20 protein-coding genes are annotated in these 24,812 nt (G+C 72.1%); 15 read left to right on the top strand and 5 right to left on the bottom strand.

Annotated elements, in window-relative coordinates; genetic code table 11:
• Positions 1–23: 23 nt before the first annotated feature.
• Entirely contained in the window at positions 24–749 is a 726-nt protein-coding gene (locus tag ACFY7C_RS20225) for a dienelactone hydrolase family protein (RefSeq protein WP_389652134.1), read from the bottom strand.
• A gap of 731 nt (positions 750–1,480) precedes the next feature.
• Between ACFY7C_RS20225 and ACFY7C_RS20220 the strand changes: the two genes are divergently transcribed.
• The 6 genes from ACFY7C_RS20220 (at position 1,481) to ACFY7C_RS20195 (ending at position 7,832) form a co-directional block, all read left to right on the top strand.
• Positions 1,481–2,749 (top strand): cytochrome P450, encoded by a 1,269-nt coding sequence (locus ACFY7C_RS20220; RefSeq protein WP_389652132.1) that lies wholly within the window; start codon positions 1,481–1,483, stop codon positions 2,747–2,749.
• Positions 2,750–2,885: 136 nt separating this feature from the next.
• Positions 2,886–3,641 carry a dienelactone hydrolase family protein gene (locus tag ACFY7C_RS20215; protein WP_389652129.1) on the top strand — a complete coding sequence of 252 codons (756 nt, stop codon included), beginning with the start codon at positions 2,886–2,888 and terminating at the stop codon, positions 3,639–3,641.
• Between the two features lie 98 nt (positions 3,642–3,739).
• Positions 3,740–4,993 carry an MFS transporter gene (locus ACFY7C_RS20210; RefSeq protein WP_389652126.1) on the top strand — a complete coding sequence of 418 codons (1,254 nt, stop codon included), beginning with the start codon at positions 3,740–3,742 and terminating at the stop codon, positions 4,991–4,993.
• A 33-nt stretch (positions 4,994–5,026) separates the two neighbouring features.
• Positions 5,027–5,428 (top strand): heme-binding protein, encoded by a 402-nt coding sequence (locus tag ACFY7C_RS20205; protein WP_389652123.1) that lies wholly within the window; start codon positions 5,027–5,029, stop codon positions 5,426–5,428.
• Positions 5,429–5,526: 98 nt separating this feature from the next.
• Positions 5,527–6,627: an NADH:flavin oxidoreductase/NADH oxidase gene (locus ACFY7C_RS20200; RefSeq protein ID WP_389652119.1), complete on the top strand. Its 1,101-nt coding sequence runs from the start codon at positions 5,527–5,529 to the stop codon at positions 6,625–6,627.
• Positions 6,628–6,806: 179 nt separating this feature from the next.
• Entirely contained in the window at positions 6,807–7,832 is a 1,026-nt protein-coding gene (locus ACFY7C_RS20195) for a LacI family DNA-binding transcriptional regulator (protein ID WP_389652117.1), read from the top strand.
• Positions 7,833–7,925: 93 nt separating this feature from the next.
• Here the strand turns inward: ACFY7C_RS20195 and ACFY7C_RS20190 are convergent, their stop codons facing one another.
• The gene (locus ACFY7C_RS20190) at positions 7,926–10,703 is read right to left on the bottom strand and encodes a glycosyl hydrolase (RefSeq protein WP_389652114.1); all 2,778 of its coding nucleotides are present in this window, start codon (positions 10,701–10,703) and stop codon (positions 7,926–7,928) included.
• Between the two features lie 301 nt (positions 10,704–11,004).
• On the opposite strand from ACFY7C_RS20190, the gene ACFY7C_RS20185 reads away from it, so the two are divergent.
• The 4 genes from ACFY7C_RS20185 to ACFY7C_RS20170 all read left to right on the top strand — a co-directional run bounded on the left by ACFY7C_RS20185 (position 11,005) and on the right by ACFY7C_RS20170 (position 15,809).
• A complete protein-coding gene (locus ACFY7C_RS20185) occupies positions 11,005–12,309 on the top strand; it encodes an extracellular solute-binding protein (protein ID WP_389652111.1) in 1,305 nt (434 codons plus the stop codon).
• A 94-nt stretch (positions 12,310–12,403) separates the two neighbouring features.
• Complete coding sequence (locus ACFY7C_RS20180) at positions 12,404–13,378, top strand: carbohydrate ABC transporter permease (RefSeq protein ID WP_389652108.1); 975 nt, start codon at positions 12,404–12,406, stop codon at positions 13,376–13,378.
• The gene (locus ACFY7C_RS20175) at positions 13,375–14,280 is read left to right on the top strand and encodes a carbohydrate ABC transporter permease (RefSeq protein ID WP_389652106.1); all 906 of its coding nucleotides are present in this window, start codon (positions 13,375–13,377) and stop codon (positions 14,278–14,280) included. Before ACFY7C_RS20180 ends, ACFY7C_RS20175 begins: the two co-directional genes overlap by 4 nt.
• Before the next feature lie 128 nt (positions 14,281–14,408).
• The gene (locus tag ACFY7C_RS20170; RefSeq protein WP_389652103.1) at positions 14,409–15,809 is read left to right on the top strand and encodes a GH1 family beta-glucosidase; all 1,401 of its coding nucleotides are present in this window, start codon (positions 14,409–14,411) and stop codon (positions 15,807–15,809) included.
• On the opposite strand, the gene ACFY7C_RS20165 is transcribed toward ACFY7C_RS20170, so the two are convergent.
• On the bottom strand, positions 15,781–16,719 hold the full coding sequence (locus tag ACFY7C_RS20165; RefSeq protein WP_389652101.1) for an ATP-grasp domain-containing protein: 939 nt from the start codon (positions 16,717–16,719) through the stop codon (positions 15,781–15,783). The genes ACFY7C_RS20170 and ACFY7C_RS20165 overlap by 29 nt on opposite strands.
• A 293-nt stretch (positions 16,720–17,012) precedes the next feature.
• On the opposite strand from ACFY7C_RS20165, the gene ACFY7C_RS20160 reads away from it, so the two are divergent.
• From ACFY7C_RS20160 to ACFY7C_RS20150, 3 genes are all read left to right on the top strand, one after another.
• Complete coding sequence (locus ACFY7C_RS20160) at positions 17,013–18,203, top strand: cytochrome P450 (RefSeq protein WP_389652098.1); 1,191 nt, start codon at positions 17,013–17,015, stop codon at positions 18,201–18,203.
• A gap of 14 nt (positions 18,204–18,217) precedes the next feature.
• The gene (locus tag ACFY7C_RS20155) at positions 18,218–18,412 is read left to right on the top strand and encodes a ferredoxin (protein WP_389652095.1); all 195 of its coding nucleotides are present in this window, start codon (positions 18,218–18,220) and stop codon (positions 18,410–18,412) included.
• 78 nt (positions 18,413–18,490) lie between these two features.
• The gene (locus ACFY7C_RS20150; protein WP_389652092.1) at positions 18,491–18,937 is read left to right on the top strand and encodes a hypothetical protein; all 447 of its coding nucleotides are present in this window, start codon (positions 18,491–18,493) and stop codon (positions 18,935–18,937) included.
• An 80-nt stretch (positions 18,938–19,017) separates the two neighbouring features.
• Here the strand turns inward: ACFY7C_RS20150 and ACFY7C_RS20145 are convergent, their stop codons facing one another.
• Positions 19,018–20,862, bottom strand: a complete 1,845-nt coding sequence (locus tag ACFY7C_RS20145; protein WP_389652089.1) for a S8 family serine peptidase — start codon at positions 20,860–20,862, stop codon at positions 19,018–19,020.
• Between the two features lie 266 nt (positions 20,863–21,128).
• Positions 21,129–22,037, bottom strand: a complete 909-nt coding sequence (locus tag ACFY7C_RS20140) for a dihydrodipicolinate synthase family protein (RefSeq protein WP_389652087.1) — start codon at positions 22,035–22,037, stop codon at positions 21,129–21,131.
• 71 nt (positions 22,038–22,108) lie between these two features.
• Here ACFY7C_RS20140 and ACFY7C_RS20135 point away from each other — a divergent pair, with 71 nt between their 5' ends.
• Together ACFY7C_RS20135 and ACFY7C_RS20130 are read left to right on the top strand one after the other, a co-directional pair.
• On the top strand, positions 22,109–23,023 hold the full coding sequence (locus tag ACFY7C_RS20135) for a LysR family transcriptional regulator (protein ID WP_389652084.1): 915 nt from the start codon (positions 22,109–22,111) through the stop codon (positions 23,021–23,023).
• 90 nt (positions 23,024–23,113) lie between these two features.
• Entirely contained in the window at positions 23,114–24,631 is a 1,518-nt protein-coding gene (locus tag ACFY7C_RS20130; RefSeq protein WP_389652775.1) for an ABC transporter substrate-binding protein, read from the top strand.
• Positions 24,632–24,812: the final 181 nt, after the last annotated feature.

Raw genomic sequence — 24,812 nt, 5'->3', positions numbered from 1 at the left:
GCTCCGACACGGCCGCGGAAGCATCACTCCGTCACGGGCAGGCACTCGTCGAGCAGACCGACGACGTCACGCCAGGCACGTTGCGCGTGCCGAGGGTGGTGGCCCACTCCGGGGCGTACGCGCTGGTTCACCGGGGGGTGGTGGAAGGCGTGCAAGGCGCCGCCGTAGACCACGAGACGCCAGTCGACTCCCGCGGCCAGTATTTCGGCGGCGAAGGCGTCCCGTTGCGCGGGCGGCATGATCGGGTCTTCCGATCCGACCCCTGCCCACACAGGGCAGCGGATGCGCGCCGCCTCGCCCGGTCGGCCCGTGGTCAGGGCGTTGACGGTGCCGATCGCACGCAGATCGACACCGTCGCGCCCGAGTTCCAGCCCGATGGCGCCCCCGGTGCCGTAGCCGATGACGGCGATGCGATCGGGATCGGTCCGCGGTTCGGCACGCAACACGTCGAGCGCCGCGTGACCGATCTCGCGCATCCGGTCGGGATCCGCGAGCAGGGGAGTCACTCGCGCCAGCATCTCGTCGGGGTCGGTGAACCACCGTCCGCCATGGATGTCGAAGGCGAACGCCACGTATCCCATCTCGGCCAGGGCGTCGGCCCTGCTGCGCTGGAAGTCGTTCAGTCCGGCCCCTTCGGGCCCGACCAGGACTGCGGGCCGCCGGTCGGTGCCGGCCGGGAGCGCCAGGTGCCCGACCATCGTCAGACCGTCGGCCGGGTAGGCGACCGAGCGTGTACTCACCGTGATCATGGGAACGCACTGTAGCGACCCCGGGCCAGGACGACCGGACCGACAGGACCGACCGGACAACGCGGGCACCTCTCTGACGTGCGCTGATGGCCGACAGCTCGCCGGTCTCGGTTTCCCGGCACGTCACCGGCATGGAGTACAGCCGCCGTTGACCTCGGGAACGGTCGATGTCTCGACGTGCCCTGGCCTGCTCGAGACAGGCCGTCGGTATATCGCGCCGCACAAAACTCCGTGGCCTCCGGGGCAGTGAACCGGCGATCCCTTTTCCCTTCACACCGTCGGCGAGAAGGAACTGGCCCACGGAGGAACGGAATCCCATTGCATTGGTCACGAACTCCTCTTCCCTCCGGGAGGAGCCGGGAAGCCGTTCGCTCAGAGCGGAGGGCGTGTGACCGAGTTACAATTGGCCTGAAACCAGGCAGAGTTCAACCACATGGGTGACCCTGACGGCGGCGGAACCAAGGCGATTCCTGCAAAAAATGGGTGCATAGGGAAGTAATCGGCGCTTGAATCCGGCCAGGGCGGAGTTGACTTGTCCGCACAGGCACGTTGCCGACGCGCTCTCGTATGTGACTCCGGTAAGTGAATTCCGTTGACGTTGTTTGTCGGTTCGGTGAACGCGGGGCTGGTGGGTAGTTGTGCGGGTGGGGGTGCGGGATTAAAGTGAGCCGCCGTGCTCGGAGTTGTCGGCGGGGGCCGATAACCCGGGCCTGAGGGAAGGGAATTCCGTCGTGACCGAGACCGATAAAGCCGCCGCCGATTCCGCGATACCCGACTTAACCGACCGGCCCGAGATTCCCGACGGGGTCGAGGTGCTCGCCTCACTCAGCCCCGACTTCCAGGCCGACCCGTACACCGCCTTCGCGCGGCTGCGCGAGCGCGGTCCGGTGCACCAGGTGGTGACGCCCGACAGGGGCCTGGTGTGGCTCGTGGTCGGGTACGAGGCCGCGCGCGAGGCCTTCACCGCCCCGCAGCTGAGCCGGGACTGGCACCGCGAGTGGCGGCAGACCGGCTGGACCCCGCCTTACGCCCTGAACATGCTCGGCAACTCCAACATGCTGATGAGCGACCCGCCCCACCACACCCGGCTGCGGAAGCTGGTGGCGCGGGAGTTCACGGCCCGGCGGGTCGAGGGGATGCGGGGGCGCGTCCAGGAGATCACCGACGAGCTACTGGACAGCATGACGGCGGACGGAGCCCGCCGCGCTGACCTCATCGAGGCGTTCGCCTCCCCGCTCCCCATGATCGTCATCGCCGAACTGCTCGGCGTGCCCGGCCTGGACCGCGCCTCCTTCCACGCCTGGTCCAACGAGACTCTCGCACCCACCAGCCCCGAGGCGGAGAAAGAGGCGTACGAGCGGATCATGCCGTATCTCACCGGGCTCATCGCCGCCAAGCGCGAGAGCCCCGGGGAGGACCTGCTCAGCGCCCTCGTCCACACGGTCGACGAGGGCGGCGATCAGCTCACCGAGGACGAGCTGGTCTCGTTGGCCTTCCTGCTGCTCGTCGCCGGGCACGAGACGACGGTCAACACGATCGGCAACGCGGTGCGCGCGCTCCTCGCACACCCCGAGCAGATGGCGGCCGTACAGGCCGATCCGGCGGGGCTGGCGGAGGGGCTGGTGGAGGAGACGCTGCGCTACGACGGGCCGGTGGCGACCACCACGCCGCGCATCGCCCTGGAGGAGACCGAGATCGGCGGCGTACGGGTGCCGCGCGGCGCCATCGTGCTGATCGCCATGGCCGGCGCGGACCATGACCCGGCGCGCTTCCCCGATCCGGAACGCTTCGACGTACGGCGCCCGGACGCCCGGAGCCATCTCTCCTTCGGACACGGGATCCACTTCTGCCTGGGCGCCCCGCTCGCCCGCCTCGAGGGCGAGGTGGCCCTGCGCTCGCTGCTGGAGCGCTGCCCGGACCTGACGGCGGACGGGGAGCCTGGGGAGTGGCTCCCGGGGATGCTGATCCGGGGGAGGCGGAGCCTGCCGGTGCGGTGGTGATACACCCGCCGCGGGCGGACTGACGGGCGGGCCCCGGTCGGCGGCTGCCGGCCGGCGCCCGCGGCCCGCGGGCGGTGGCGAGGAGATCCCGCACACAAGAACCGCACCGACGCACTCAGCCCCCGGGAGAAGCTCCATGCCTGCTGTCGAAGCCATTGACCTGAGCGGCCTGAGTGCCCCGGCCGGGGGCTCGCAGAGGCTGAAGGGGCACCTCGTCCGACCGGAAGGCCGAGGGCCCTGGCCGGGCGTGGTCATCGCCCACGAGGTACTCGGCGTCAACGACGTCATGCTCCGCCATGCCGAGCGCCTGGCCGGCGCCGGGTACCTCACGCTGATGCCCGACCTGTTCACCGAGGGCGGCGCACGGCGCTGCCTGATCCCTACGATCCGCGCGGCCATCTCCGGAACCGGGCGCGCCTACCAGGACCTGGAGGCTGCCCGCTCCTGTCTGCTGGCCCAGGGTGACTGCACCGGCGCGGTCGGCCTCATCGGCTTCTGCATGGGAGGCGCGTTCGCCCTGATGACGGCCGGACGCGGTGACTACGACGCGGTGTCCGCCAACTACGGACTGCTCCCCAAGGACCTGGATGTCCTCGCCGACGCCTGCCCCGTCGTCGCCAGCTTCGGCGGGAAGGACGGCACCCTGAAGGGGGCGGCCGACAAACTGAGCGCGACCCTCGAACGTCATGGAGTCGTGCACGACGTCAAGGAGTACCCGCAAGCAGGCCACGCCTTTCTCAACGACGCCGAGGCCGGCCCCAGGCCACTGCTCCCCCTGTTCCGCGTCATGAACATCGGTCCCGATCCGGACGCTTCGGCGGACGCCTGGCGGCGCATCGAGTCCTTCTTCGCCACTCACCTTCGCGCTCCCCGCACCGCTCCCCGCACCTGAGTCCTCCGCACGGACGCACCGAGGTCGCAGCAGACACACTTCCGGCCCACCCATACCCGCGCTTGCACTTATGGCGCGCCTGCAACTATTGTCGAAGCATGCAATGGGATCGTTCAAGTAATTCCCGGAAGGGGCGAGCCACGCCCCTCGCCCTCCTCGCACTCACCGTCGGGGCCTTCGGCATCGGTACGACCGAGTTCGTGATCATGGGGCTGCTGCCCCAGATCGCCGACGACTACGGCGTCTCCATCCCGACCGCGGGTCTGCTGGTCACCGGGTACGCACTCGGCGTCGTCCTGGGTGCGCCGCTGCTGACCGTCCTCGGCAACAAGGTGAGCCGCAAGCGGATGCTCATGGTCCTGATGGGCCTGTTCGTGGCCGGGAACCTGCTCTCCGCCTTCGCGCCGAGCTTCGAGACGATGCTGACCGGCCGGATCGTCGCCTCGCTCGCCCACGGCTCGTTCTTCGGCATCGGGTCCGTCGTCGCCGCCGAGCTCGTCGCCCCGGACAAGAAGGCCGGCGCCATCGCCACGATGTTCACCGGCCTGACCGTGGCCAACATCGTCGGCGTGCCGCTCGGCACCTTCATCGGCCAGGCCGTCGGGTGGCGCACCACCTTCGCGATCGTGGCCGCTCTCGGCCTCGTAGGGCTGCTCGGCATCGCGAAGCTCGTCCCCGCCATGCCGCGCCCCGAAGGTGCCCGGCTGCGCGGCGAGCTGACCGCCTTCCGCAACCCGCAGGTGCTGCTCGCCATGGCGATGACCGTCCTCGGCTTCGGCGGCGTCTTCGCCGCGATCACCTACATCGCCCCGATGATGACCCACGTCGCCGGGTACTCCGAGGGGGCCGTCACCTGGCTGCTCGTGCTCTTCGGCATCGGCATGCTCCTCGGCAACCTGCTCGGCGGCCGGTACGCCGACCGTGCGCTGATGCCCCTCCTGTACGTCACGCTGGGCGGGCTCGCGATCGTTCTCGCGCTGTTCACCGTGGCCGCGCACGACAAGATCCTCGCCGCGATCGCCATCCTCCTCGTCGGGGCACTCGGCTTCGCCACCGTGCCTCCGCTGCAGAAGCGCGTCCTCGACCAGGCCTCCGCCGCGCCCACCCTGGCCTCCGCCGTCAACATCGGCGCCTTCAACCTGGGCAACGCGCTCGCCGCCTGGCTCGGCGGTCTCGTCATCGCCTCCGGCTTCGGCTACACCGCCCCGAACTGGGTGGGTGCCGCCCTCGCCGCGGCCGCTCTCGGCCTCGCCCTCTGGTCCGCCGCGCTGGAGCGCCGGGCCCCCACGCCGGCAGCGCGGGCCGAGGCGGGCGCTGTGGCCGCCGCCGCTCGTACCCCTGTCCACCGCTGAACCACCACCCCGCACCCCTCCAGGAGAAGCACCATGAGCCTGACCATCCAGGACGCCGAGATCCTGCTCACCGCCGCCCGCCGCGCCGCCGAGACCGCGGGAGTCCCGGTCAGCGTCACCGTTCTCGACGGCGGCGGCCACCTCCTCGCCTTCCGCCGTGACGACCGCGCCGTGCTGATCTCCGGCGAGACCAGCACCCGCAAGGCCTACACCGCGCTCCAGCTCGACGCGCCGACCGCCGACCTGGTCGACCTCGTCAAGCCGGACGGACCCTTCCACTCGCTGCCCACCGCCCTCGAGCGGCCGCTGCTCTTCATCGCCGGCGGGCTCCCCGTCCACCGCGACGGCCGGCTGATCGGCGCCATCGGCGTCGGCGGCGGTGCCCCCGCACAGGACCACGCCTTCGCGGACGCCGCCGTCACGAGCCTGGCCTGACGGGAACTTCCACCCACCCTTAACCGGCTGACGCACATTCACCGCGCGTGCAATCATCATGAGGCCGCGCTTCGCCCAGGAGTACCAGGAGTCCCCCGATGAGTTCCCTCTTCAGCCCCCTCTCCCTCCGGTCCCTGACCGTCCCCAACCGCGCCTGGATGGCCGCGATGTGCCAGTACAGCGCCGCGCCGGAAGGCGACGCGATCGGCGTCCCCACGGACTGGCACTTCGCTCACCTCGCCGCGCGCGCGACCGGCGGGACCGGGCTGATCATCACCGAGGCGACGTCCGTCACCCCGGAGGGCCGCATCAGCCCGTACGACCTCGGCATCTGGAACGACGCGCAGGTCGCCGCGTTCCGGCGGGTCACCGACTTCCTCAAGAGCCAGGGCACCGTGCCCGGCGTCCAGCTGGCCCATGCCGGACGCAAGGCGTCGACCGAGCGCACCTGGGTCGACCGCGGCCGTCCGATCGCCCCGGACGAGCCCCACGGGTGGACGCCCGTGGGCCCCAGCCCCCTCCCCTTCTCGGCCGCCTCGACCACCCCTGAGGAGCTCACCGAGGAGCGCATCGGCGAGATGGTCCAGGCGTTCGCGGACGGCGCGCGGCGGGCGCTCGAAGCGGGCTTCGAGGTGGTCGAGATCCACGGCGCCCACGGGTATCTCATCCACCAGTTCCTCTCCCCTCACAGCAATCACCGCACCGACGGCTACGGCGGCTCGTTCGAGGGCCGGACCCGCTTCGCGTTGGAGGTCGTCGACGCGATCCGCGCGGTGTGGCCCGGCGAACTCCCGCTGTTCTTCCGCGTCTCGGCCACGGACTGGCTCACCGAGAACCCCGAGGACGACCGGGAGGGCTGGACGCCGGACGACACCGTGCGCCTCGCCAAGGAGCTGCAGGCGCGCGGGGTCGACCTGCTGGACGTGTCGACCGGCGGCATCGCGCCCGACGTGCGGATCGATGCGCACCCCGGCTACCAGGTGCCCTTCGCCGAGCGGGTCCGGCGCGCCACGGGCATGCCCGTGGCGGCCGTGGGCCTCATCACCGAACCGGCCCAGGCGGAGCACGTCCTCGCCTCCGGACAGGCCGACGCCGTCCTGCTGGGCCGCGAGCTCCTGCGCGACCCCTACTGGGCGCGGCACGCCGCGGCCGCCCTGGGCGACGAGGTGCCCTCGCCGGTCCAGTACCACCGCGCCTGACTCAGCGGGCCGGAACGCGCAGCGGGCCGGGGAGCAGCGGCTCCGCCCGGTACGGACACCTGGGAGGATCGGTGGATCCATCCGACTCTTGGGAGCGCTCTCAAAAGGCGGCGGCGCCGGATATCCTGGCCGGGCCCAACCACGTACCGACGTGCCGCAGCAGATGAGGAGCGCCCGCCTTGGCCGAGTCGAGCACGGGGTCCCGCCCCACGCTGGAAGCCGTCGCCGCCCGTGCCGGGGTCTCGCGGGCCACCGTCTCGCGGGTCGTGAACGGGGGCGCGGGGGTGCGGGAGCCGTTGGTGGAGAAGGTGCGGCGGGCGGTCGAGGAGCTCGGGTACGTGCCCAATCACGCGGCGCGCACGCTGGTCACCCGGCGCAACGGGGCGGTAGCCGTGATCATCGCGGAGCCGGAGTTCCGGATCTTCTCCGATCCGTTCTTCGAACAGCAGGTGCGCGGCATCAGCCGGGAGCTGGCCGCGCACGACTCGCAGCTGGTGCTGCTGTGGGTCGAGGGGGCCGAGGACCACGAGCGGATCGCGCGGTATCTGGGGGGCGGCCATGTCGACGGGGCGCTGGCGTTCTCGCTGCACAACGACGGCGAGCTGGCGGCGTTGATCGGGCGGGCCCGGATCCCGACCGTGTTCGGCGGCCGCTCGTCCGCGGGGCGGGACGTCGCGGTGCCGTACGTCGACTGCGACAACCGCGGCGGGGCCCGTGCGGCCGTGCGCCATCTGGTCTCCCTGGGGCGCCGGCGCGTCGCGCACATCGCGGGGCCCCGGGATCTGATGGCCGCGCTCGACCGGATCGACGGCTACCGCGACGTGCTGCCGGACGCCGATCCGGCGCTGGTCGTCGAGGGTGACTTCACGGAGGCGAGCGGTGCCCGCGCGATGGCCGAACTCCTCGACCGGTGTCCGGATGTGGACGGCGTCTTCGCCTCGAACGACCTGATGGCCTCGGGTGTCCTGCGGACGCTGCGGGAGCGCGGGATCCGTGTCCCCGAGGACGTGGCGGTCGTCGGGTTCGACGACATGCCCTCGGTGGTGCGGGACACCGAGCCGGCGCTGACCACCGTGCACCAGGACATCGAGGGCATGGGGCGGCTGATGGTGCGGCTGCTCATGCGGGTCCTGGACGAGGGCGGTGACCGTACGCCGGAGTCGATCGTCACCCCCACCGCGCTGGTCCGCCGCGCCTCCGCGTGAGCGCCGACCGAGGCGGGCGAAGGCAAGGAGGAAGGCGGGCACCGCGTCGTCGCGGTGCCCGCCCTTCTCGGTGCGCGGCGGGGTGAGATCCGCTCAGCCGTAGGGGATCACCAGTACGGATGTCGCCGTGCCGACCTGGAGCTTCGCGGGGCCGTTGCCGATCGCGCTCCACACCTCGAGCCGTACGGTGCCGTTCACCAGGTTGCCGAGCGCGCCGGTCGCCGAGGCCAGGCCACGGCTCTGGGCGTACTCCTCCCACCCGGTCAGCGGGTCGGTGGCGAAGTAGTGGTACGTCTCGGTCCGGTCGAAGCTGCCGTCGCCGGTCAGGTCGTAGCTGACCCTGGCCTGCTGGCCGAGGCCGACCGTCGTTCCCGCGTCCACCTGGAGCCGGAAGGCCGTGGACGCGCCGGGGGTGAGGGTGCCGTTGACGCCGCGAGCCTCGTAGACGAGCGGCTTGTACGGGGCGCCGTCGTGGTTGGTGCCGTCGGCGGAGGCGATCGTGTCGCTGCCGGCCGTCCCGCCGGTGGCGGTGGTGAGGCTGCCGCCCGAGCGCAGCTGGAAGGTGTTCCCGGTCGGCGGCTCGGGGTCCGGGTCGGGGTCGCCGCCCGTTCCGGTGCCGACGGCGGTGGAGCGTGCGGGCACGGTCAGGGTTTTCCCGTCGGAGAAGGTGACGGTGCGGGCGGTGGCGCCGTGGTTGTGCGCCGCGTAGGTCCGTACCGTGCCCTTGGTGAAGACGGCGGAGGTGGGCAGGTCGCCGGTGACGCCGGCGTCGGGTGCGCCGAGGGAGTCGAGCGTGCCGATCCAGTGGTAGGTGTGCGCCCGGGACTCGCCCGCCTCGGGGGTGTACGCGCCATGGCCCGCGTCCCACTTGGCCTTCGCGGCTGCCGGGTCGGCGAGCGACTGGAACTCCCAGAGGATGTCGCGCCATTCGACGGCGGGGCCGCCGTTCTCGCGTTCCATCTCGGCGATGTTGCGGCGGATGGCGTCCTTCCGGCCGCCGAGGTGGAGCGAGCCGCCGGAGGTCACGGGCAGCACGTTGATGCCGTGGATCTCCTCGGGGTTCGCGGTCCACCAGGTGGCGTAGGCGCCGCCGCTGCCCCAGACCATGCCGACGGTGTCGTGGCCGAAGGCGGACGGGAAGACCTGCTGGTCGGCGTCGAACCAGTACTGGGCGATCGCCTCGGCCTCGGTGGTGAGCAGATACGTGCCGAGGTCGCGCAGCGCGGTGTCGCCGGTGGCCGATCCCCACAGGACCAGTGCGGCGCTGAGGTTGGTCGACTCGGAGGACGACTCCTGGTTGTTGCCGGCGGCGAAGCCCTGGTGGCCGGAGGCCCAGCTGTGGCCGGCGTAGACGTCGAAGCCGCGCAGGAAGGGGAAGGCTCCGTCGGTGCGGGCGGGGTTGGCCGTGTCGCGGACCAGGGTCCTGACCATGCCGCCCCAGGCGGATCCGGCGGCCCAGGCGGGGTCGTACTGGGCGACGATCGCGGCGGCGTAGACGTAGTAGCCGTAGTGGAAGTGGTGGTCGTTGAGTTCGGTGTCGCTGCCGTAGGAGGCGGGGTAGCCGGTCAGGGTCTTCCACGTCGGGTCGTAGGAGAACTCGTTGGCGCCGCCCGCGGTGAACCAGTCCTGGAGGCGGCCCTTGATCAGCCCGAGCAGCTTGTCGCGGATCGCTCCCTCGCCGATCTGGTCGGCGACGGGGACCAGTTGGGCGAGTTTCCCGAGGGCCTTGCCCGTCCAGTAGGTGTCGACGGCCCCGGAGAACGGGTCGGAGGCGTTCGCGGTCTCGTTCAGATACGCCCGCAGCCGCGCCGTGTCGACGCCGTTCGCCTTCGGCAGCGCGGGCAGCACGGCGGAGGCCTTCTGGGCGGTGGTGAAGGAGGCCGCTTCGCGGACCTTCATGGTGCCGCGGGGCGAGACGTAGGTGTACGCGGTGAGGGGGTCGGTGGTGTGGAGCCACTGGTGCCGGTAGAGGGCCTGGAGGGTGCCGCGCTCGGTGCCCTCCTTGGCCTCGGTGGTGAGGGTGTACGTGGCCCGCACGGTGCCGCCGCCGTAGCTCCAGTTCACCGTGGATCCGGTGACGAAGCTGAAGGCGTACTTGCGGTAGGTGGCGAGGGCGCCGGTGGAGGGCAGGACGGCGACGGAGAAGTAGTCCTTGCCGCCGAGGCCGGCGGTGATGCTGGTGCCGGAGACGTTCCAGTCGGTGCCGGTGGGGGCGAACAGGGCGTAGTGGTGTCCCGCGACGGTGATGCCGAGGACGTTGCCCTGGTCGGCGAAGACGGTGGGGGCGGCCGCGGTGGTGATCTGGGCGTTGCCGCCGGTGCCCTTGGCGTACACGAAGGGGCTGCCGTGTCCGATGGTGGTGCGCAGGGTGCGGGTGCCGTCGGACCAGTAGGGGGTGACGGTCCAGTCGGACCAGGCATCGGCCTTGGTGTCGGGCGAGTTGAGGCCGCTGAGGCCGACCGTGAGGTCGCGTTTGTGGGCGTACTCGTACTGGCGGCCCTCGCCGACGATCTGCGGGCTCGTCGGGTAGCCGATGTCGAGGCCGCCGGCGGTGGCCTGGTAGGTGAGGGGGTGGCCGTACATGGGGGTCGAGTAGGGGTTGTCCCCGTAGCGCTGGAAGGCCAGCGAGGACCACCAGTCGTTGGTGGGCACCGGCTTGCCCTGGGCGGCGGCCGTGACCTTGGGGGTGACGGGAGTGCCGGTGTTGGTGGTGGGGCCGGACGTTCCGGCGGGGCGGCTGTCGGAGTAACTGCCGGAGCCTACGGGGACGGTGGCGGCCGCGGCCGGTGGCGCGGTCGGGACGAGTCCGACCGCGGCCAGGGCGGTGGCCAGGACCAGCACGGCGGCCGGTCGGTTGCGGGGGGCGGGCATGGGCGGCACCTCGTGTCATCACGACGGATAGGGGTGTCAGCGCGATCCGGGGCGCGAGAGCGCTCTCAGATGCCGGTGAACGTAAAACTCCTGAAACAGCGGTGTCAATAGATGGAACAGCGAGGGCATTTGAGGGTGAGTCCAACCCGTTACGCCTTCGAGTCTTGACGGGACGGACACCGGGCGGGCACGCTCCAGACCATTCCTTGAGAGCGCTCTCACGATGCGGCGGGGCCGCCGACGCACGAGGCGCCCCCGAAGAGTTCTTCTCTCTCCGCATCACAACCAAGGGAGGCTTCCCATGCCCATCGCCCGAGCCGCCAAGAGGGCCACCGTCCGCCTGGGGGCGGTCGTGCTGGCCGGGGCCCTGCTCGCCGCCTGCGGCGGCTCGCCCGACGAGGCGTCGTCCGACGGTCCGGGCGGGAAGGTGACGCTCACCGTCGACCTGTTCGGCTCCTTCGGCTACAAGGAGGCCGGCCTCTACGCGGAGTACGAGAAGCTCCACCCGGACGTCACCATCAAGCAGACCGACACCGAGGACGAGGCCGACTACTGGAAGTCGCTCCAGACCCGGCTCGCCGGCGGCGGTGGTCTCGCCGACGTCCAGGCCGTCGAGGTCGGGCGGATCGCGTCGGTGACGCAGCAGCAGGCGGACAAGTTCGAGGACCTCAGGAAGTACGGCGCCGACGGGCTCAAGAGCGGATTCGCCGAGGCCAAGTGGGCGGCCGCCACGGGCCGCGACGGGGCGGTCCTCGGTCTCGGCACCGACGTGGGGCCCGAGGCCATGTGCTACCGCACCGACCTCCTGCGGCAGGCCGGACTGCCCACCGACCGCGTGGAACTCGCGAAGAAGTGGTCGACCTGGGACGGCTATCTGGCGCTCGGCAAGCAGTACAAGGCCAAGGCCCCCGCGAACAGCGCCTGGCTCGACAGCGTCGGCAGCCTCTACTCGATCATGATCGGGCAGGAGAAGGAGCGCTACTACGACGCCTCCGGCACCCTCATCTGGGAGAAGAACCCGGCTCTGAAGACCGCCTGGGACACCTCCGTCGCAGCGGCGCACAGCGGGCTGAGCGCCAAGCTGGACCAGTGGTCACCCCAGTGGAACCAGGCCTTCGCCGCCGGCTCCTTCGCCACCCTCCCCTGCCCGGCGTGGATGCTCGGCTACATCAAGGGCCAGGCCGGTGACGCCGGGAAGGGCAAGTGGGACATCGCCGCGCTGCCGGGCGGCGCGGGCAACTGGGGCGGCTCCTACCTCTCGGTGCCGAAGGCGGCCCGGCACAAGAAGGAGGCGTACGAGCTGATCGCCTGGCTCACCGCGCCCGAGCAGCAGGCGAAGCTCTTCGAGAAGAACGGCAACTTCCCGTCGGCCACCGGCGCCATCGACAAGGTCGCCGCCGCCAAGGACCCGTACTTCTCCGACGCGCCGATCGGCAGGATCTTCGGCGACGCCGCGAAGGCCGCTCCCGTCCAGGTGCTCGGTGTCCACGACCAGAACATCGCCCAGCAGATCACCAACGCCCTGAGCGAGGTCGAACGCAAGGGAACGGCTCCCGAGAAGGCCTGGGAGAACGCCAGGAAGGGCGTCGCCAACACCATCGGCTGACCCCCGCCCTCCGGGCCGCTGCACGGCGGCGGCCCGGAGGGCACCCCAGCCGCCCGCCCCGCCCCCGGTACCGACTCACCCCCAAGGGCCGCCCGTGACCCTCGCCTCCTCCGCGAAGCCGATCGCACCGCCTCGCCCGCCCCGCCCGGCGGGCCCGTCCCGGCCGCCCGCGCTCCGGCGCGCCTGGCGGACGGTCTCCCCGTACGCCTACATCGCCCCCTTCTTCACCCTCTTCGCCGCCTTCGGGCTGTTCCCGCTGCTGTACACGGCGTTCGTGTCGCTCTACCGGGTCGAGCTCCAGACGCCCGGCGAGATGGAGTGGCGGGGACTCGACAACTACACGGCCCTGCTCGGCGACGAGTTCTTCTGGACGTCGCTGCGCAACACCTTCACCATCGGGGTGCTGTCCACGGTGCCGCAGCTGGTGATGGCCCTGGGCCTCGCCCACCTGCTCAACTACCGGCTGCGCGGCCGGACCTTCTTCCGGACCGCGATGCTGCTGCCGTACGCGACCTCCGTCGCCGCCGCCACCCTCGTCTTCGCGCAGCTCTTCGGCCGTGACTTCGGACTCGTCAACTACGCGCTCGGACTCTTCGGCGTCGACCCGGTCGACTGGCAGAACGGCACGGTCGCCTCGCAGATCGCCGTCTCCAGCATCGTCGTGTGGCGCTGGACCGGCTACAACGCGCTGATCTACCTGGCGGGCATGCAGTCCATCCCGCACGAGCTCTACGAGGCCGCCGAGGTGGACGGGGCGTCCAAGTGGCGGCAGTTCTTCCACGTCACCCTGCCCGGCCTGCGGCCGACGATCGTCTTCACGGTCGTGGTCTCCACGATCGGCGCCACCCAGCTCTTCGGCGAGCCGCTGCTCTTCGAGGGATCGGTCTCCGGCGGCATCTCGCACCAGTACCAGACCCTCGGGCTCTACCTGTACGAGCAGGGGTGGGGGTTCTTCCACCTGGGCCGGGCGGCCGCCATCGCCTGGGTCATGTTCCTGCTGATCCTGCTCCTCGTCGGGGCCAACGCCCTGATCGCCCGCCGTCGTTCCCGCAAGGAGGCCGGCCGATGACCACGTCGCTCGCCGATCCGCCGGTCGCCCACCCGGCCCCCGAGACACCTCCCGGCGGACGGCGGCCCCGCTCCCGCGCGGGCCGCACGATGCGGGGCGGGAAGCTCGCCTACGCGATCCTCGCCCTCGCCGTGCTCGTCTCGGCGTTCCCCTTCTACTGGACGATCGTCGCCGCCAGCCGCTCCAACGCCGATCTGGCCCGGGTGCCGCCCGCGCTGCTGCCCGGCCGCCATCTGTTCCGCAACTTCGAGGCGGTGGTGGAGGAGGCCGACATCGGCAAGGCTCTGGTGAACTCGTTCATCGTGTCCGGCTCGGTCACCCTGGGCACCGTGCTGTGCTGCACGCTCGCCGGATTCGCCTTCGCCAAACTGCGGTTCCGCGGCCGGGGCGCCCTGCTCGCCGTCACGGTGGGCACGATGATGATCCCGCCGCAGCTGGGCGTGATCCCGCTGTTCATGCTGATCGCCGAACTGCAGTGGGCGGGCCGGCTCCAGGCGGTGATCCTGCCGGGTCTGGTGTCCGCGTTCGGCGTGTTCTTCATGCGGCAGTATCTGGTGCAGTCGCTGCCGGACGAGCTGATCGAGGCGGCCCGGGTCGACGGCGCCTCGACGGCCCGGATCTTCTGGTCGATCGTGATCCCCGTCGCCCGGCCCGGCATGGCCGTACTCGGCCTGCTGACCTTCATGGCGTCGTGGAACGACTTCTTCTGGCCCATCGTCGCCCTGTCCTCGTCCGAGCCGACCGTGCAGGTCGCGCTGCGCCAGCTCGGCGGCGGCTATGTCAACGACCAGTCCGTGATCATGGCGGGCACCCTGCTCGGCACCCTGCCGGTGCTGCTCGTCTTCGGCCTCCTCGGCCGGCAGATCGTCGGCGGCATCATGCAGGGCGCGGTCAAGGGCTGATCCGGCGCTCTCCCCGTCCCCACCACGCCTCCGCGTCTCCTCTCCGTCGTCTCACTCGTCCCACTTGTCTCTCTCTTCCCGCTCATCTCACTCGTCCTGCTCGTCTCACTCCTGGGAGTTCTCTCCTCATGACCGCGCTCGATCCTCGTCCTCACACCACGACGTCGCTCCGGTTCCCGGCCGGCTTCCGCTGGGGCACCGCCACCGCCGCGTACCAGATCGAGGGAGCGGCCGCGGAGGACGGCCGCACCCCCTCGATCTGGGACACCTTCAGCCGCGTCCCCGGCAAGGTCCGCAACGGCGACACCGGGGACATCGCGGCCGACCACTACCACCGTGTGAGCGAGGACATCGCGCTGATGCGCCGGCTCGGCGTGACCGACTACCGGTTCTCCGTCTCCTGGCCGCGCGTGCAGCCCACGGGACGCGGGCCCGCGGTGCGCCGAGGGCTCGACTTCTACCGCCGCCTGACCGACGAACTGCGGGAGGCCGGCATCCGGCCCGTCGCCACGCTCTACCACTGGGACCTGCCGCAGGAGCTGGAGGACGCGGGCGGCTGGCCGCAGCGCGAGACGGCCCTCAGGTTCGGCGAGTACGCGACCCTCATGGCCGAGGCGCTGGGCGACCGGGTGGCGACCTGGACCACTCTGAACGAGCCGTGGTGCGCCGCCTTCCTCGGGTACGGCAGCGGGGAGCACGCGCCGGGGCGCACCAGCGACCTCGCCTCCCTGCGCGCCGCCCACCACTTCAACCTGGCGCACGGTCTGGCGACCCGGGCGCTGCGCGCCGCCCTTCCCGGGCGGTCCGAGATCTCGCTCACCCTCAACCTGCACGCGGTGCGCCCCCACACCGACGCGCCCGAGGACCTGGACGCGGCCCGCCGGATCGACGCGGTCGGCAACCGCGTCTTCCTCGACCCGGTGTTCCACGGCACCCTGCCGGAGGACCTGGTCCGGGACACGGCCTCCGTCACCGACTGGTCGTTCGTACGGGACGGGGACCTGGAGGCCGCGTCGGCGCCGATCGACTCGCTCGGCATCAACTACTACTCCCCCACCGTGGTCGCCGCCGGCTCCTCGCCGTCGCCGTCGCCGTGGGCGGGTGCCGAGCGGCATGTGCGTTTCCTTCCCGCACCGGGGCCGCGCACGGCGATGGACTGGCCCGTCGACGCGAGCGGGCTGCACGAGCTGCTCGTCCGGCTGCGCGACGACCTGCCGGGCGTTCCCCTGGTGATCACGGAGAACGGGGCCGCGTACGAGGACTACGCCGATCCCGAGGGCCAGGTGAAGGACCCCGAGCGGGTGGCGTATCTGCGCGCCCATCTGGCGGCGGTCCACCGGGCGATCGAGGACGGCGCCGACGTACGGGGCTACTTCCTGTGGTCCCTGCTGGACAACTTCGAGTGGGCGTACGGCTACAGCAAGCGGTTCGGCATCGTCCACGTCGACTTCGCCACCCAGCGGCGGACGTTCAAGGACAGCGCCCACTGGTACGCGGAGGTCATCGCGCGCGGTGGCCTGGAGTCGTAGCCGGGGCCCCGGCGAGGGGCGCGGACAGCAGGGCCGACAGGAGCGCGGCCGGATCGGTGCCCCGGGGCAGGTCGCTGACCTGGCCGTCGCCGACCTCCACCACCTGCCAGGCGCCGTCATCGGCGAGGCGCGCCAGGTCGGTGGTGACGAAGCGGCAGCCGAGGGCGCGGACCAGGGGCCGTATCGCGGTCAGGTCCGGGGCGGGCCGCACCTCCGGCGTGTCCGGGTGCGGGCCGACCAGGACCGGGGCGCCGTCGAGCCACCACACCCGGGCCTCCTCGGCCCGGTCGGCACCGTCGCTTCCTCGCCGTCGTACGTACCGCTCGAAGCGGCGCAGCACCACTCCGCCGGCCAGGTCGTCGCCCTGCAGCGCGACGAAGCGTCCGACCACCCGGCGCAGGCCCTCTCCGTCGGCGAGGTCCGGTACGTAGCAGGCCTCCGCCCACTCGTGCTTGCGGGACTTCACGTAGTCCTTGACGATCGCCGGGCCCGGTCCGCCGAGCTCCTCGGCGGCCCGCTTCAGCTCCGGGTCGCCCGGCATGCCGCCGCCCGGGATCCAGGAGCTGCGCGGAGTGACGTGGGCGAAGGCGGCGTACCAGCCGGGCAGTTCATGGGCGCGGCGGTAGGCGGCGGGCGTGGTCAGCAGCGTCCGGCCCCGGTCGGCGAGGGCGGCTTCCATCGCCGCGTACGCCGTCGGCGGCAGCATCCAGCCCCGGTACCAGAGCGGCTCCCCGCCCGCCGGGACGCGGCGGACGGCCTCCCGTGCGTGTCCGGCGAGCAACGCGTCATGGTCCACGACGGCGTGGGTGCCGCCGAGTTCGCGGGCGTGCCGTGCCTCCGCCGCGTAGTGCGGATCGGGCCGGTGCGGTGCGAGCGGGTCGGACGGGAACAGGAGGGCGGCTCGGGTCATGGAGTCCACGGTAGGTGACGGGATCAGGCCACGGGTTCGGGCGCGAGCCGGAGCGTGGGAGGTGCGCGAGCCGGAGCGTGGGAGGTGCGCGGAGGGCTCGCGCACCCCTGGGTGACGGCGGAAGAACGGGCAGGAGGGCGGGCCGGAGAACGGGTCGCCGGAGGGATCCACTCGTTCCGGCGGTTTGGCCGGTCTGCGCGTAGACCGGATAGATGCCTGAGGCATGTAGTGGAGACGGCACCAACCGTCGGAGCCGCCGATCACCCGCCGATCCGCCGTCTGTGAGGTCCAGCATGACCGAAGCCGTGGCCTTCCCCCAGAACCGATCCTGCCCCTACCACCCGCCGACCGCCTACGACCCCCTGCGCGAGGAACGCCCGTTGTCGCGCGTCACCCTCTGGGACGGACGCGAGGTCTGGTTCGTCACCGGACACCAGGCCGCCCGGGCGCTGCTCGCGGACCAGCGGCTTTCCACCGACTCCACCCGGGACGACTTCCCGCTGCCGACCGAGCGGGTCGCGGCCGTTCGCCGTCGTCGCCGGGCCGCGCTGCTGGGCTGGGACGATCCCGAACACAACGTACAGCGCCGGATGCTGATCCCGAGCTTCTCGCTCAAGCGCACCGAGGGCCTGCGGCCGCGCATCCAGGCGACCGTCGACCGGCTCCTCGACGCGATGGAGAAGACGGGACCGCCGGCCGAACTGGTCGGGGCGTTCGCGCTGCCGGTGCCGTCGATCGTGATCTGCGACCTGCTCGGCGTGCCGTACGAGGACCACGACTTCTTCGAGGAACAGTCCCGTCGGCTGCTGCGCGGCCCCACCGGTGCGGACACCGAGGACGCCCTGACCCGCCTGGAGGAGTATCTGGGCGATCTGATCGACCGCAAGCGGGCCGAGCCCGGCGTCGGGGTGCTGGACGACCTCGTGGCCGGGCAGCTGCGGGGCGACGGTCCCGACCGTGAGGAGCTGGTGCAGCTGGCGACGATCCTGCTGGTCGCGGGGCACGAGACCACGGCCAACATGATCTCGCTCGGGACCTACACGCTGCTGCGCCATCCCGAGCGGCTCGCCGAGCTGCGGGCCGACCCCGGCCTCGTCCCCACGGCGGTGGAGGAGCTGCTGCGGTTCCTGTCGATCGCCGACGGGATGCTGCGGGTCGCGCGGGAGGACGTGGAGGTCGGCGGGTCGGTGATCCGCGCGGGTGAGGGCGTGGTCTTCGCGACGTCCGTCATCAACCGCGACGACGCGGTCTACGCCGATCCGGACACCCTGGACTGGGCCCGTCCGGCACGGCACCACCTGGCGTTCGGCTTCGGCATCCACCAGTGCCTGGGGCAGAACCTGGCGCGTGTGGAGCTGGAGATCGCGCTCGGGACGCTGCTGCGCCGGCTGCCGGGACTGCGACTCGCCGTACCCGCCGAGGAGATCCCCTTCAAGCCCGGGGACACGATCCAGGGCATGATCGAACTCCCCGTCACCTGGTGAAAGGAATCCGGCCGATGCGCATCTCCATCGACGCGGACGTCTGTATCGGCGCCGGCCAGTGCGCCCTGGTCTCGCCCGATGTCTTCACCCAGGACGACGACGGCTTCGGCACGGTCGTGCGGGGCCGCGAGGACGAGGTGGGCGGGCCTCTGGTCCGCGAGGCGGCCCGGGCCTGCCCCGTACAGGCGATCACGGTCGACGGCCCGTAGGCGGCCGGCCGTGGGCGGCTGGTGGGCGGCGGCCCGTGGCTGTTGCCCCGGCGGCGGGGGCCGGGGCACGATCGGGTCGTGTTCGAGGTGCTGCCCGGGGTCGGGCTCGTGTTGCCGCGGGGTGCGGGCGTGCTGCGGTTCGGCATGCCCGAGCGCGAGGCGCAGTGGGCCGTCGCGACGCCGGCGGACGTGCGCGAGACCTGGATCTGCCAGGCGGGTTGGTCCTTCTCGGCCCGTTACGAGGGCCTGGACCTGCTCGTGTGCGGCGACATGACCGACCGTCGGGGCCCCGCCGAGCACTCCGTGAACGGTCTCGCCCTCGTCCACCTCGGCCGGTGCGTCGGCGATGCGGAGGCGGGCGAGCCTTCCGCCGTGCCGGTGGCCCTCGGGGACGTGGACGTGTTCGGCCACCCGGCGCAGGAGGTGCTGGCCGTCCTGACGTCGTCCCCGCATCCCACCGTGAGCCTGCCGGCCGGACCCTGCCCCACCGGCCATCTGACGGAGATACGTATGTCGGCCGGCTGAGAGCGGGTGTGGGTCGAGCCCCCGGGAGGTGTCTCCCGGGGGCTCGACCTGGGTCGTGCGTGGTGCGACGTGCGGGTGGCCTAGAAGGTCAGGTTCCAGGCGTCGACGCGACCCGTGTCCTGGGTGGCGATGTCCTGGACGCGGAGCTTCCACGTCCCGTTCGCCACCTCGGCCGAGGCGTTCACGGTGTACGTCTTGGCGACGTTGTCCGTGCCGTCGCTGTTGGTGAAGTCCTCCAGCAGGTACACCGTGCCGTCCGGGGCGACGAGGGAGACCACCAGGTCACCGCGGTAGGTGTGCTTGATGTCGACACCGACCTTGAGCGTCGCCGGGGCGTTGCCCGTGACACCGGAGACGGTGATCGCGCTCTCGACCGTCGCGTTGTCGGCGATGGCGACGTCGTTGAGGTTCTCGAAGTACGGGCCGGTGGGCGGCGGGGTCGAGCCGCCGACCGCCTTCAGCGCGTCGACCTGGCCCTCGCCGAAGAAGCCGTTCTTGGTCGTGGTGCCCGTGCAGCGGCTGTCGGACGGGCAGGCCTTGTCGGTGGCCTGGGTCGCGAGGGCGGCGCGGATGTCCGCCGGGGTGAGGGACGGGTTCACGCTCGCGAGGAGCGCGGCCACGCCGGCCACGTGCGGGGAGGCCATCGACGTACCGCTCATGGAGCCGTACTTGCCGCCCGGCAGCGTCGAGTAGACGCCGCTGGCGCCGTCGCCGCCCGGGGCGGTGATGTCGATGATGCCGTTGCCGAAGTTGGAGTACGAGGCCTTCGCGCCGCCGTTGGCCTGGGCGGAGACCGTCACGACGCCCGGCAGTTCGGTCGGGATGTCGATGCAGGCGTTGGTGATGGTGCGGGTGACCGGGGTCGAGTCGTTGGGGCTCTCGGTGTCGGTCGTCTTGTTGGCCAGGTCGTAGTTGGCGTTGCCGGCCGCGGCGACCTGCAGCGAGCCCTTGGACTCGGCGTAGGCCTGGGCGCGGCGGACGCCCTCGATGATGGCGGCCTGGTCGACGTTGTCCGGGCAGTTGAACTGCCACGGGTCCGTGTAATAGCTGTTGTTGGTGACCTTGAAGCCGTGGTCACCCGCCCACATGAAGCCACAGATGGTGTTCTCCGCGAAGAACAGGCTGCTGGTGGGCTCGGCGATGCGCACGGAGGAGATCTTCACTCCGGGAGCGACGCCGATGACGCCCTTGCCGTTCTTCGCGGCGGCGATCGTGCCGGCGACGTGCGTGCCGTGAGTGCCGACGTCACGCCAGGCACCGGCGCGCGTGTCGGCCTTGCCGTAGGCGCAGGAGACGGAGTCCGCGGCGTTGAAGTTGGGGGCGATGTCCTGGTGCTTGTCGTCGACGCCGGTGTCCAGGACGCCGACCTTGACCGCGGCCGAGCCGGTGGTGACGGCCCAGGCCTGGTCGGCCTTGATCTGGGTCATGTCCCAGCGGTTGGACTCGGTCAGCGTCGTCGTGGACTGCGACGGGTTCGCCGGCAGCGCCGGGTTGTACGCGTCGGCCGGCACGTCGGAGGTGCGGGTCGCGCCGACCTGCTGCACCCCGGCGACGCCGCGCATCGTGGCGGCGAAGGAGGCGGAGGTGGAGTGAGCGACGACGACGCCGATGGCGTCGTAGGAGGCGAAGACGGTGCCCCCGTTGGAGGCGACGGCCGTGCGGACGGCCGTGGTGTCACCGGGCGTCGTGATGACCAGGTACGCGCGCGTACCGGCGGCCCAGGCGCCCGCGACGGCCTGCGAAGCGCCGGACCGCGTCTGCTCCTGCGTCTGCGCCTTTGCCGCCGGGGCGGTACGGGCTCCCTGGGCCGCCTTCTCCAGGGGCAGGACCTGCGCCTGCGCGGGGGCGGCGAGGGCGACGGTGGCGCCGACGACGGCGGCGGCCGCGACCGGCAGTCTCAGCCGGCTCGATATGTGGGAAAACAATGCGTCCTCCGATGGCCCGGAGGCGCTGGTGGCACCGGCCGGACCCTGTGATGTGTGGGGTGGACGCAAGATCCCAGGACGCCAGGACCGGAGGGAAGGCTTCTGCCCGCCATATCCCTTTCCGTTACCCATTGTTGATCTGACGGCACGGCATGTCGGGGACGAACGAGGTCAGGCGGGACATTCCCGCGGGCGCGGGCCTGCGAGGGATCCCCGTGGGACCACCGGTCCTGCCGGCCCCACCAGCCCCGCATCCCGCCGGGCCGTCAGTCGATCGCCGACTCCACCTCGGTCAGCTCCTTGAGTGCCGCCGCCACCGACTCCTCGGAGGCCGGCAGCAGGGGGAGTCGTACGTCCGGGGTGGGGATCCGGCCCTGGGCGTGCAGGACGCCCTTGACGACGGCCGGATTGGGCTCGGCGAACAGGCGGGTGGAGAGGCGGGCGAGGCGGTGGCCGAGGGTGCGGGCTCTGGGCGCGTCGCCCGTGTGCCAGGCGTCCGCGAGGGCGACGAAGCGGTCGGTGGCGAGGTGGGCGGAGGCGAGGATGCCGCCGGTCGCGCCGAGGGCGAGCAGCGGCGAGACGAAGACGTCGTCGCCCGCGAGGACGGCGAAGCCGGCCGGCAGGTCGCCGAGCAGGTCGACGGTGTCCTGGTCGACGCCGCCGACGGCGTGCTTGACGCCGACGACGCCGGGCAGGTCACCGAGGGCGCGGAGGGTGGCGGCGTCGAGCGACCGGGCCGTGCGGTACGGGATGTGGTAGACGACCAGCGGTACGGGGCTGTCGGCGGCGAGCCGGGCGAAGTGGGCGAGCACCCCTTCCTGGGAGGGGCGCACGAAGACGGGCACCGTCACCAGGGCCGCCCGTACCTCGGGCCACCGGCTCAGCCCGGCGAGTTCGCGGGCGGCCGTCGCGGTGGCTCCGCCGCCGGCGCCGACGACGAGCTGCGCCTGGCGGTCCCGGCAGACGCGGGCGCAGGCGTCGACGACGGCTCGGCGCTCGTCGGCGTCGAGCGCGCCCACCTCGCCGGTGGTGCCGAGCGCGACGAGCCCGGCGGCGCCGTCGTCGAGCAGGGAGTGGGCGAGTCCCTCCAGGGCGTCGAGATCGGGGTGGCCGTCGCGCGCGAAGGGAGTGACGAGGGGTACGTGGATCCCGTACGGGGTGAAGTGCTGTGCCATGCCGTAGAGAGTGGTCTCCTCCGACCTCCAGGTCCAGTTCGCGTTTGTGACGCGAACCGTAAGCTGAGCTGATGCTCGATGTACGACGTCTGCGCCTGCTGCGCGAACTGGCCCTGCGCGGCACCATCGCCGCCGTGGCCGAGGCCCTGTCCTTCACCCCGTCGGCTGTCTCCCAGCAACTGGGCACCCTGGAACGGGAGGCCGGGGTGGCCCTGCTCGAACGGTCCGGGCGCCGGGTGCGGCTGACTCCGGCCGGCGAGAAGCTGGTGGGCCACGCGGAGGCAGTGCTCGAACGCCTGGAGCGGGCGGCGGCCGAACTCGCGGAGGCGCGGCACGGCCCGGCGGGACCGCTGCGGATCGGTGCCTTCCCCACCGCGACCCAGGCGATCCTGCCGGCGGCGCTGATGCTGCTGGCCGCCCGGCATCCGGCCCTCGAACCGATGGTGTCCGAGACCGATCCGGCCGGGGTGGCGCACGCCCTGCGGGCGGGGGACCTGGACGTGGCGCTCGTCCACGACTACGACCTCGTGCCGACTCCGCTCGAACCGGGCCTGGCGGCCGAGGCGTTGTGCGAGGAGGAGATGTATCTGGCCTCTCCCTGCCCCGCCCCCGACGGGCTCGACGGACTGGCGCTGCTGGCGCACTGGAGGGACGCGCCCTGGATCATGGCGGCTCCGGACACGGTGTGCCGGGCGGTGACCGAACAGGTCTGCCGGGCGGCCGGGTTCGTGCCGCGGGTGCGTCACCAGGTGGACGCGTTCGCGACGGTGCTGGCCTTCGTCGGCGTGGGCCAGGGCGTGGCCGTCGTACCGCAGCTGGGGGCGACCGACCCGCCGCCCGGCGTGTGCCTGACCGCACTGCCGGTCCGTCGCCGCACACGGATCGCCTTCCGCGGCGGCGCCGGCCCGCATCCGGCGATCGCGGCGCTCACCCGGGCGCTGCGGGAGTCCGTACCGGCGCGGCTCGCCAGCGCTGGACGGGAGTGACGGGAAGAGCGCTTAACGAGAATGATTTTCATTCTGCTAAGGTCGGGGCATCACCGCACCCCGCTCCTTTGAGGACCCCTCGTGTCTCGCCTGCTCGGAAATGCCTCCTCCGTCCGCCGCGGCCTTCTCGCCGCCGTCGCCGTCACCACCGCTTCGGCCCTGCTCGGCGGCTGCTTCGCCGGCAGCGGCTCGCCGACCGGCGAAGGGGGCAAGGGCGCGGACGGCGGGCGCATACGGGTCGCGATGATGCAGCCGCCCCGGTCCGGGCTCTCCCCCCTCTCGGACGACGCCTTCAAGCTGTCGCGCTGGTCCACCGCCGAGACGCTGGTCCGGCTCGACCCCGACGGCAACGCCGTCCCCGCACTCGCCACCGACTGGCGCCGGCAGGGCCGGACCTGGACCTTCACCCTGCGCGGGGGCGTCACCTTCCACGACGGCAGCCCGCTCACCCCCGCCGACGTCGTCCGCTCCCTCACCACCGCCGCGCAGGCCTCCCCCAAGCCGCGCATCCTCGACGGGGTCGAGCTCACCGTCCGCGCGGACGGCCCCCGTGCGGTCAGCGTGACCACGGCCCAGGACGACCCGCTCGTACCGCAGCGGCTGAGCTCGCCGCAGCTGTCGATCCTGGCCGCCAAGGCGTACAAGGGCAGGAGCGTCGACCCGGTCGGTGCCGGGACCGGCCCGTTCGTGCTCGTGCGCGCCGACGGCACCGCCTCGGCGACCCTCGACCGATACGACCGCTACTGGGGCGGCCGGGCCAAGGCCGCGGGCATCGACGTGCGGTACGTGCCCGACGGCACCGCCCGCGCCGCCGCGCTGCGCAGCGGCGAGGCCGACATCGTCGAGGCGGTCCCCGTCTCGCAGGCCGGCCTCCTCGACAAGAAGCTGATCACCGAGGTCCCCATGCCCCGGACCAACACCCTCTACCTGAACACGGAGCGCGGCCCCTTCCGCGACCCGGCGCTGCGGGCCGCGGCCCGCGCGGCCGTCGACGCCCGCACCCTCGTGTCCGGCGTCTACGAGGGCCGCGCCGACCTCGCCGGCGGGCTGCTCGGCCCCGCGCTGCCGTGGGCGGCGAAGCTCCGCACGCCGGTACGGCGCACGGCCCCCGCCGAACCGAAGGGCGCGACGATCACCATCGGCACCTTCACCGACCGCGCCGAGCTGCCCGAGGTCGCCCAGCTCCTCCAGCAGCAGCTGCGCGAGGCCGGGTTCACGGTGAAACTGGATGTGCGCGAGTACGCGCACATCGAAGCCGACGCCCTGGCAGGGAAGTTCGACGCCTTCGTCCTGTCGCGGGCCACCGTGCTGGACTCGGGCGACCCCGCCGCCTACCTCTACAGCGACTTCGCGGGCGACGGCTCCTTCAACATCTCCCAGCTCTCCGACCCCGCCGTCGACTCCGCGCTCGCCACCGCTTCGGCGACTCCTTCGGGCGACGCCCGCAGGCGGGCCGCCATCGCCGCCGAGGCCGCCGTGCTGGCCACCGACGCGGCCGTGCCGCTGCTGCACGAGCGAGTGATCCAGGGCGACGCCGCCCACGTCGTCGGCGCCGCGCACGATCCCCGCGAGCGCGAACTGGTCACCGTCGACACGCACGTACGGTGAAGCCGCCCGTTTGCCAAGAAGCGGCCGACCGTACGACGACGTCTCCGGCCCCTGCCCCTGCCCCTGCCTCTGCCCCGGCGACGGCGACGGCGACGGCTACGGCCCTCACGGCCGTCCGGCCGCCCCGGACCCGAACCCGGTCGCCGGCGGTCCGCCCGGCGGCCGTACGGGCGGGAGCCAC

The sequence above is a fragment of the Streptomyces sp. NPDC012769 genome (assembly GCF_042901205.1).
In the GTDB taxonomy this organism is placed as follows: Bacteria; Actinomycetota; Actinomycetes; order Streptomycetales; family Streptomycetaceae; genus Streptomyces.
This window is presented reverse-complemented; position numbering and strand designations above follow the sequence as displayed.

Coding starts and splice junctions, on each gene's coding strand:
- ACFY7C_RS20185 (WP_389652111.1), top strand. CDS start 11,005: ATGCCCATCGCCCGAGCCGCCAAGAGGGCCACCGTCCGCCTGGGGGCG.
- ACFY7C_RS20170 (WP_389652103.1), top strand. CDS start 14,409: ATGACCGCGCTCGATCCTCGTCCTCACACCACGACGTCGCTCCGGTTC.
- ACFY7C_RS20225 (WP_389652134.1), bottom strand. CDS start 749: ATGATCACGGTGAGTACACGCTCGGTCGCCTACCCGGCCGACGGTCTG.
- ACFY7C_RS20205 (WP_389652123.1), top strand. CDS start 5,027: ATGAGCCTGACCATCCAGGACGCCGAGATCCTGCTCACCGCCGCCCGC.
- ACFY7C_RS20175 (WP_389652106.1), top strand. CDS start 13,375: ATGACCACGTCGCTCGCCGATCCGCCGGTCGCCCACCCGGCCCCCGAG.
- ACFY7C_RS20140 (WP_389652087.1), bottom strand. CDS start 22,037: ATGGCACAGCACTTCACCCCGTACGGGATCCACGTACCCCTCGTCACT.
- ACFY7C_RS20160 (WP_389652098.1), top strand. CDS start 17,013: ATGACCGAAGCCGTGGCCTTCCCCCAGAACCGATCCTGCCCCTACCAC.
- ACFY7C_RS20200 (WP_389652119.1), top strand. CDS start 5,527: ATGAGTTCCCTCTTCAGCCCCCTCTCCCTCCGGTCCCTGACCGTCCCC.
- ACFY7C_RS20155 (WP_389652095.1), top strand. CDS start 18,218: ATGCGCATCTCCATCGACGCGGACGTCTGTATCGGCGCCGGCCAGTGC.
- ACFY7C_RS20190 (WP_389652114.1), bottom strand. CDS start 10,703: ATGCCCGCCCCCCGCAACCGACCGGCCGCCGTGCTGGTCCTGGCCACC.
- ACFY7C_RS20210 (WP_389652126.1), top strand. CDS start 3,740: ATGCAATGGGATCGTTCAAGTAATTCCCGGAAGGGGCGAGCCACGCCC.
- ACFY7C_RS20165 (WP_389652101.1), bottom strand. CDS start 16,719: ATGACCCGAGCCGCCCTCCTGTTCCCGTCCGACCCGCTCGCACCGCAC.
- ACFY7C_RS20215 (WP_389652129.1), top strand. CDS start 2,886: ATGCCTGCTGTCGAAGCCATTGACCTGAGCGGCCTGAGTGCCCCGGCC.
- ACFY7C_RS20135 (WP_389652084.1), top strand. CDS start 22,109: ATGCTCGATGTACGACGTCTGCGCCTGCTGCGCGAACTGGCCCTGCGC.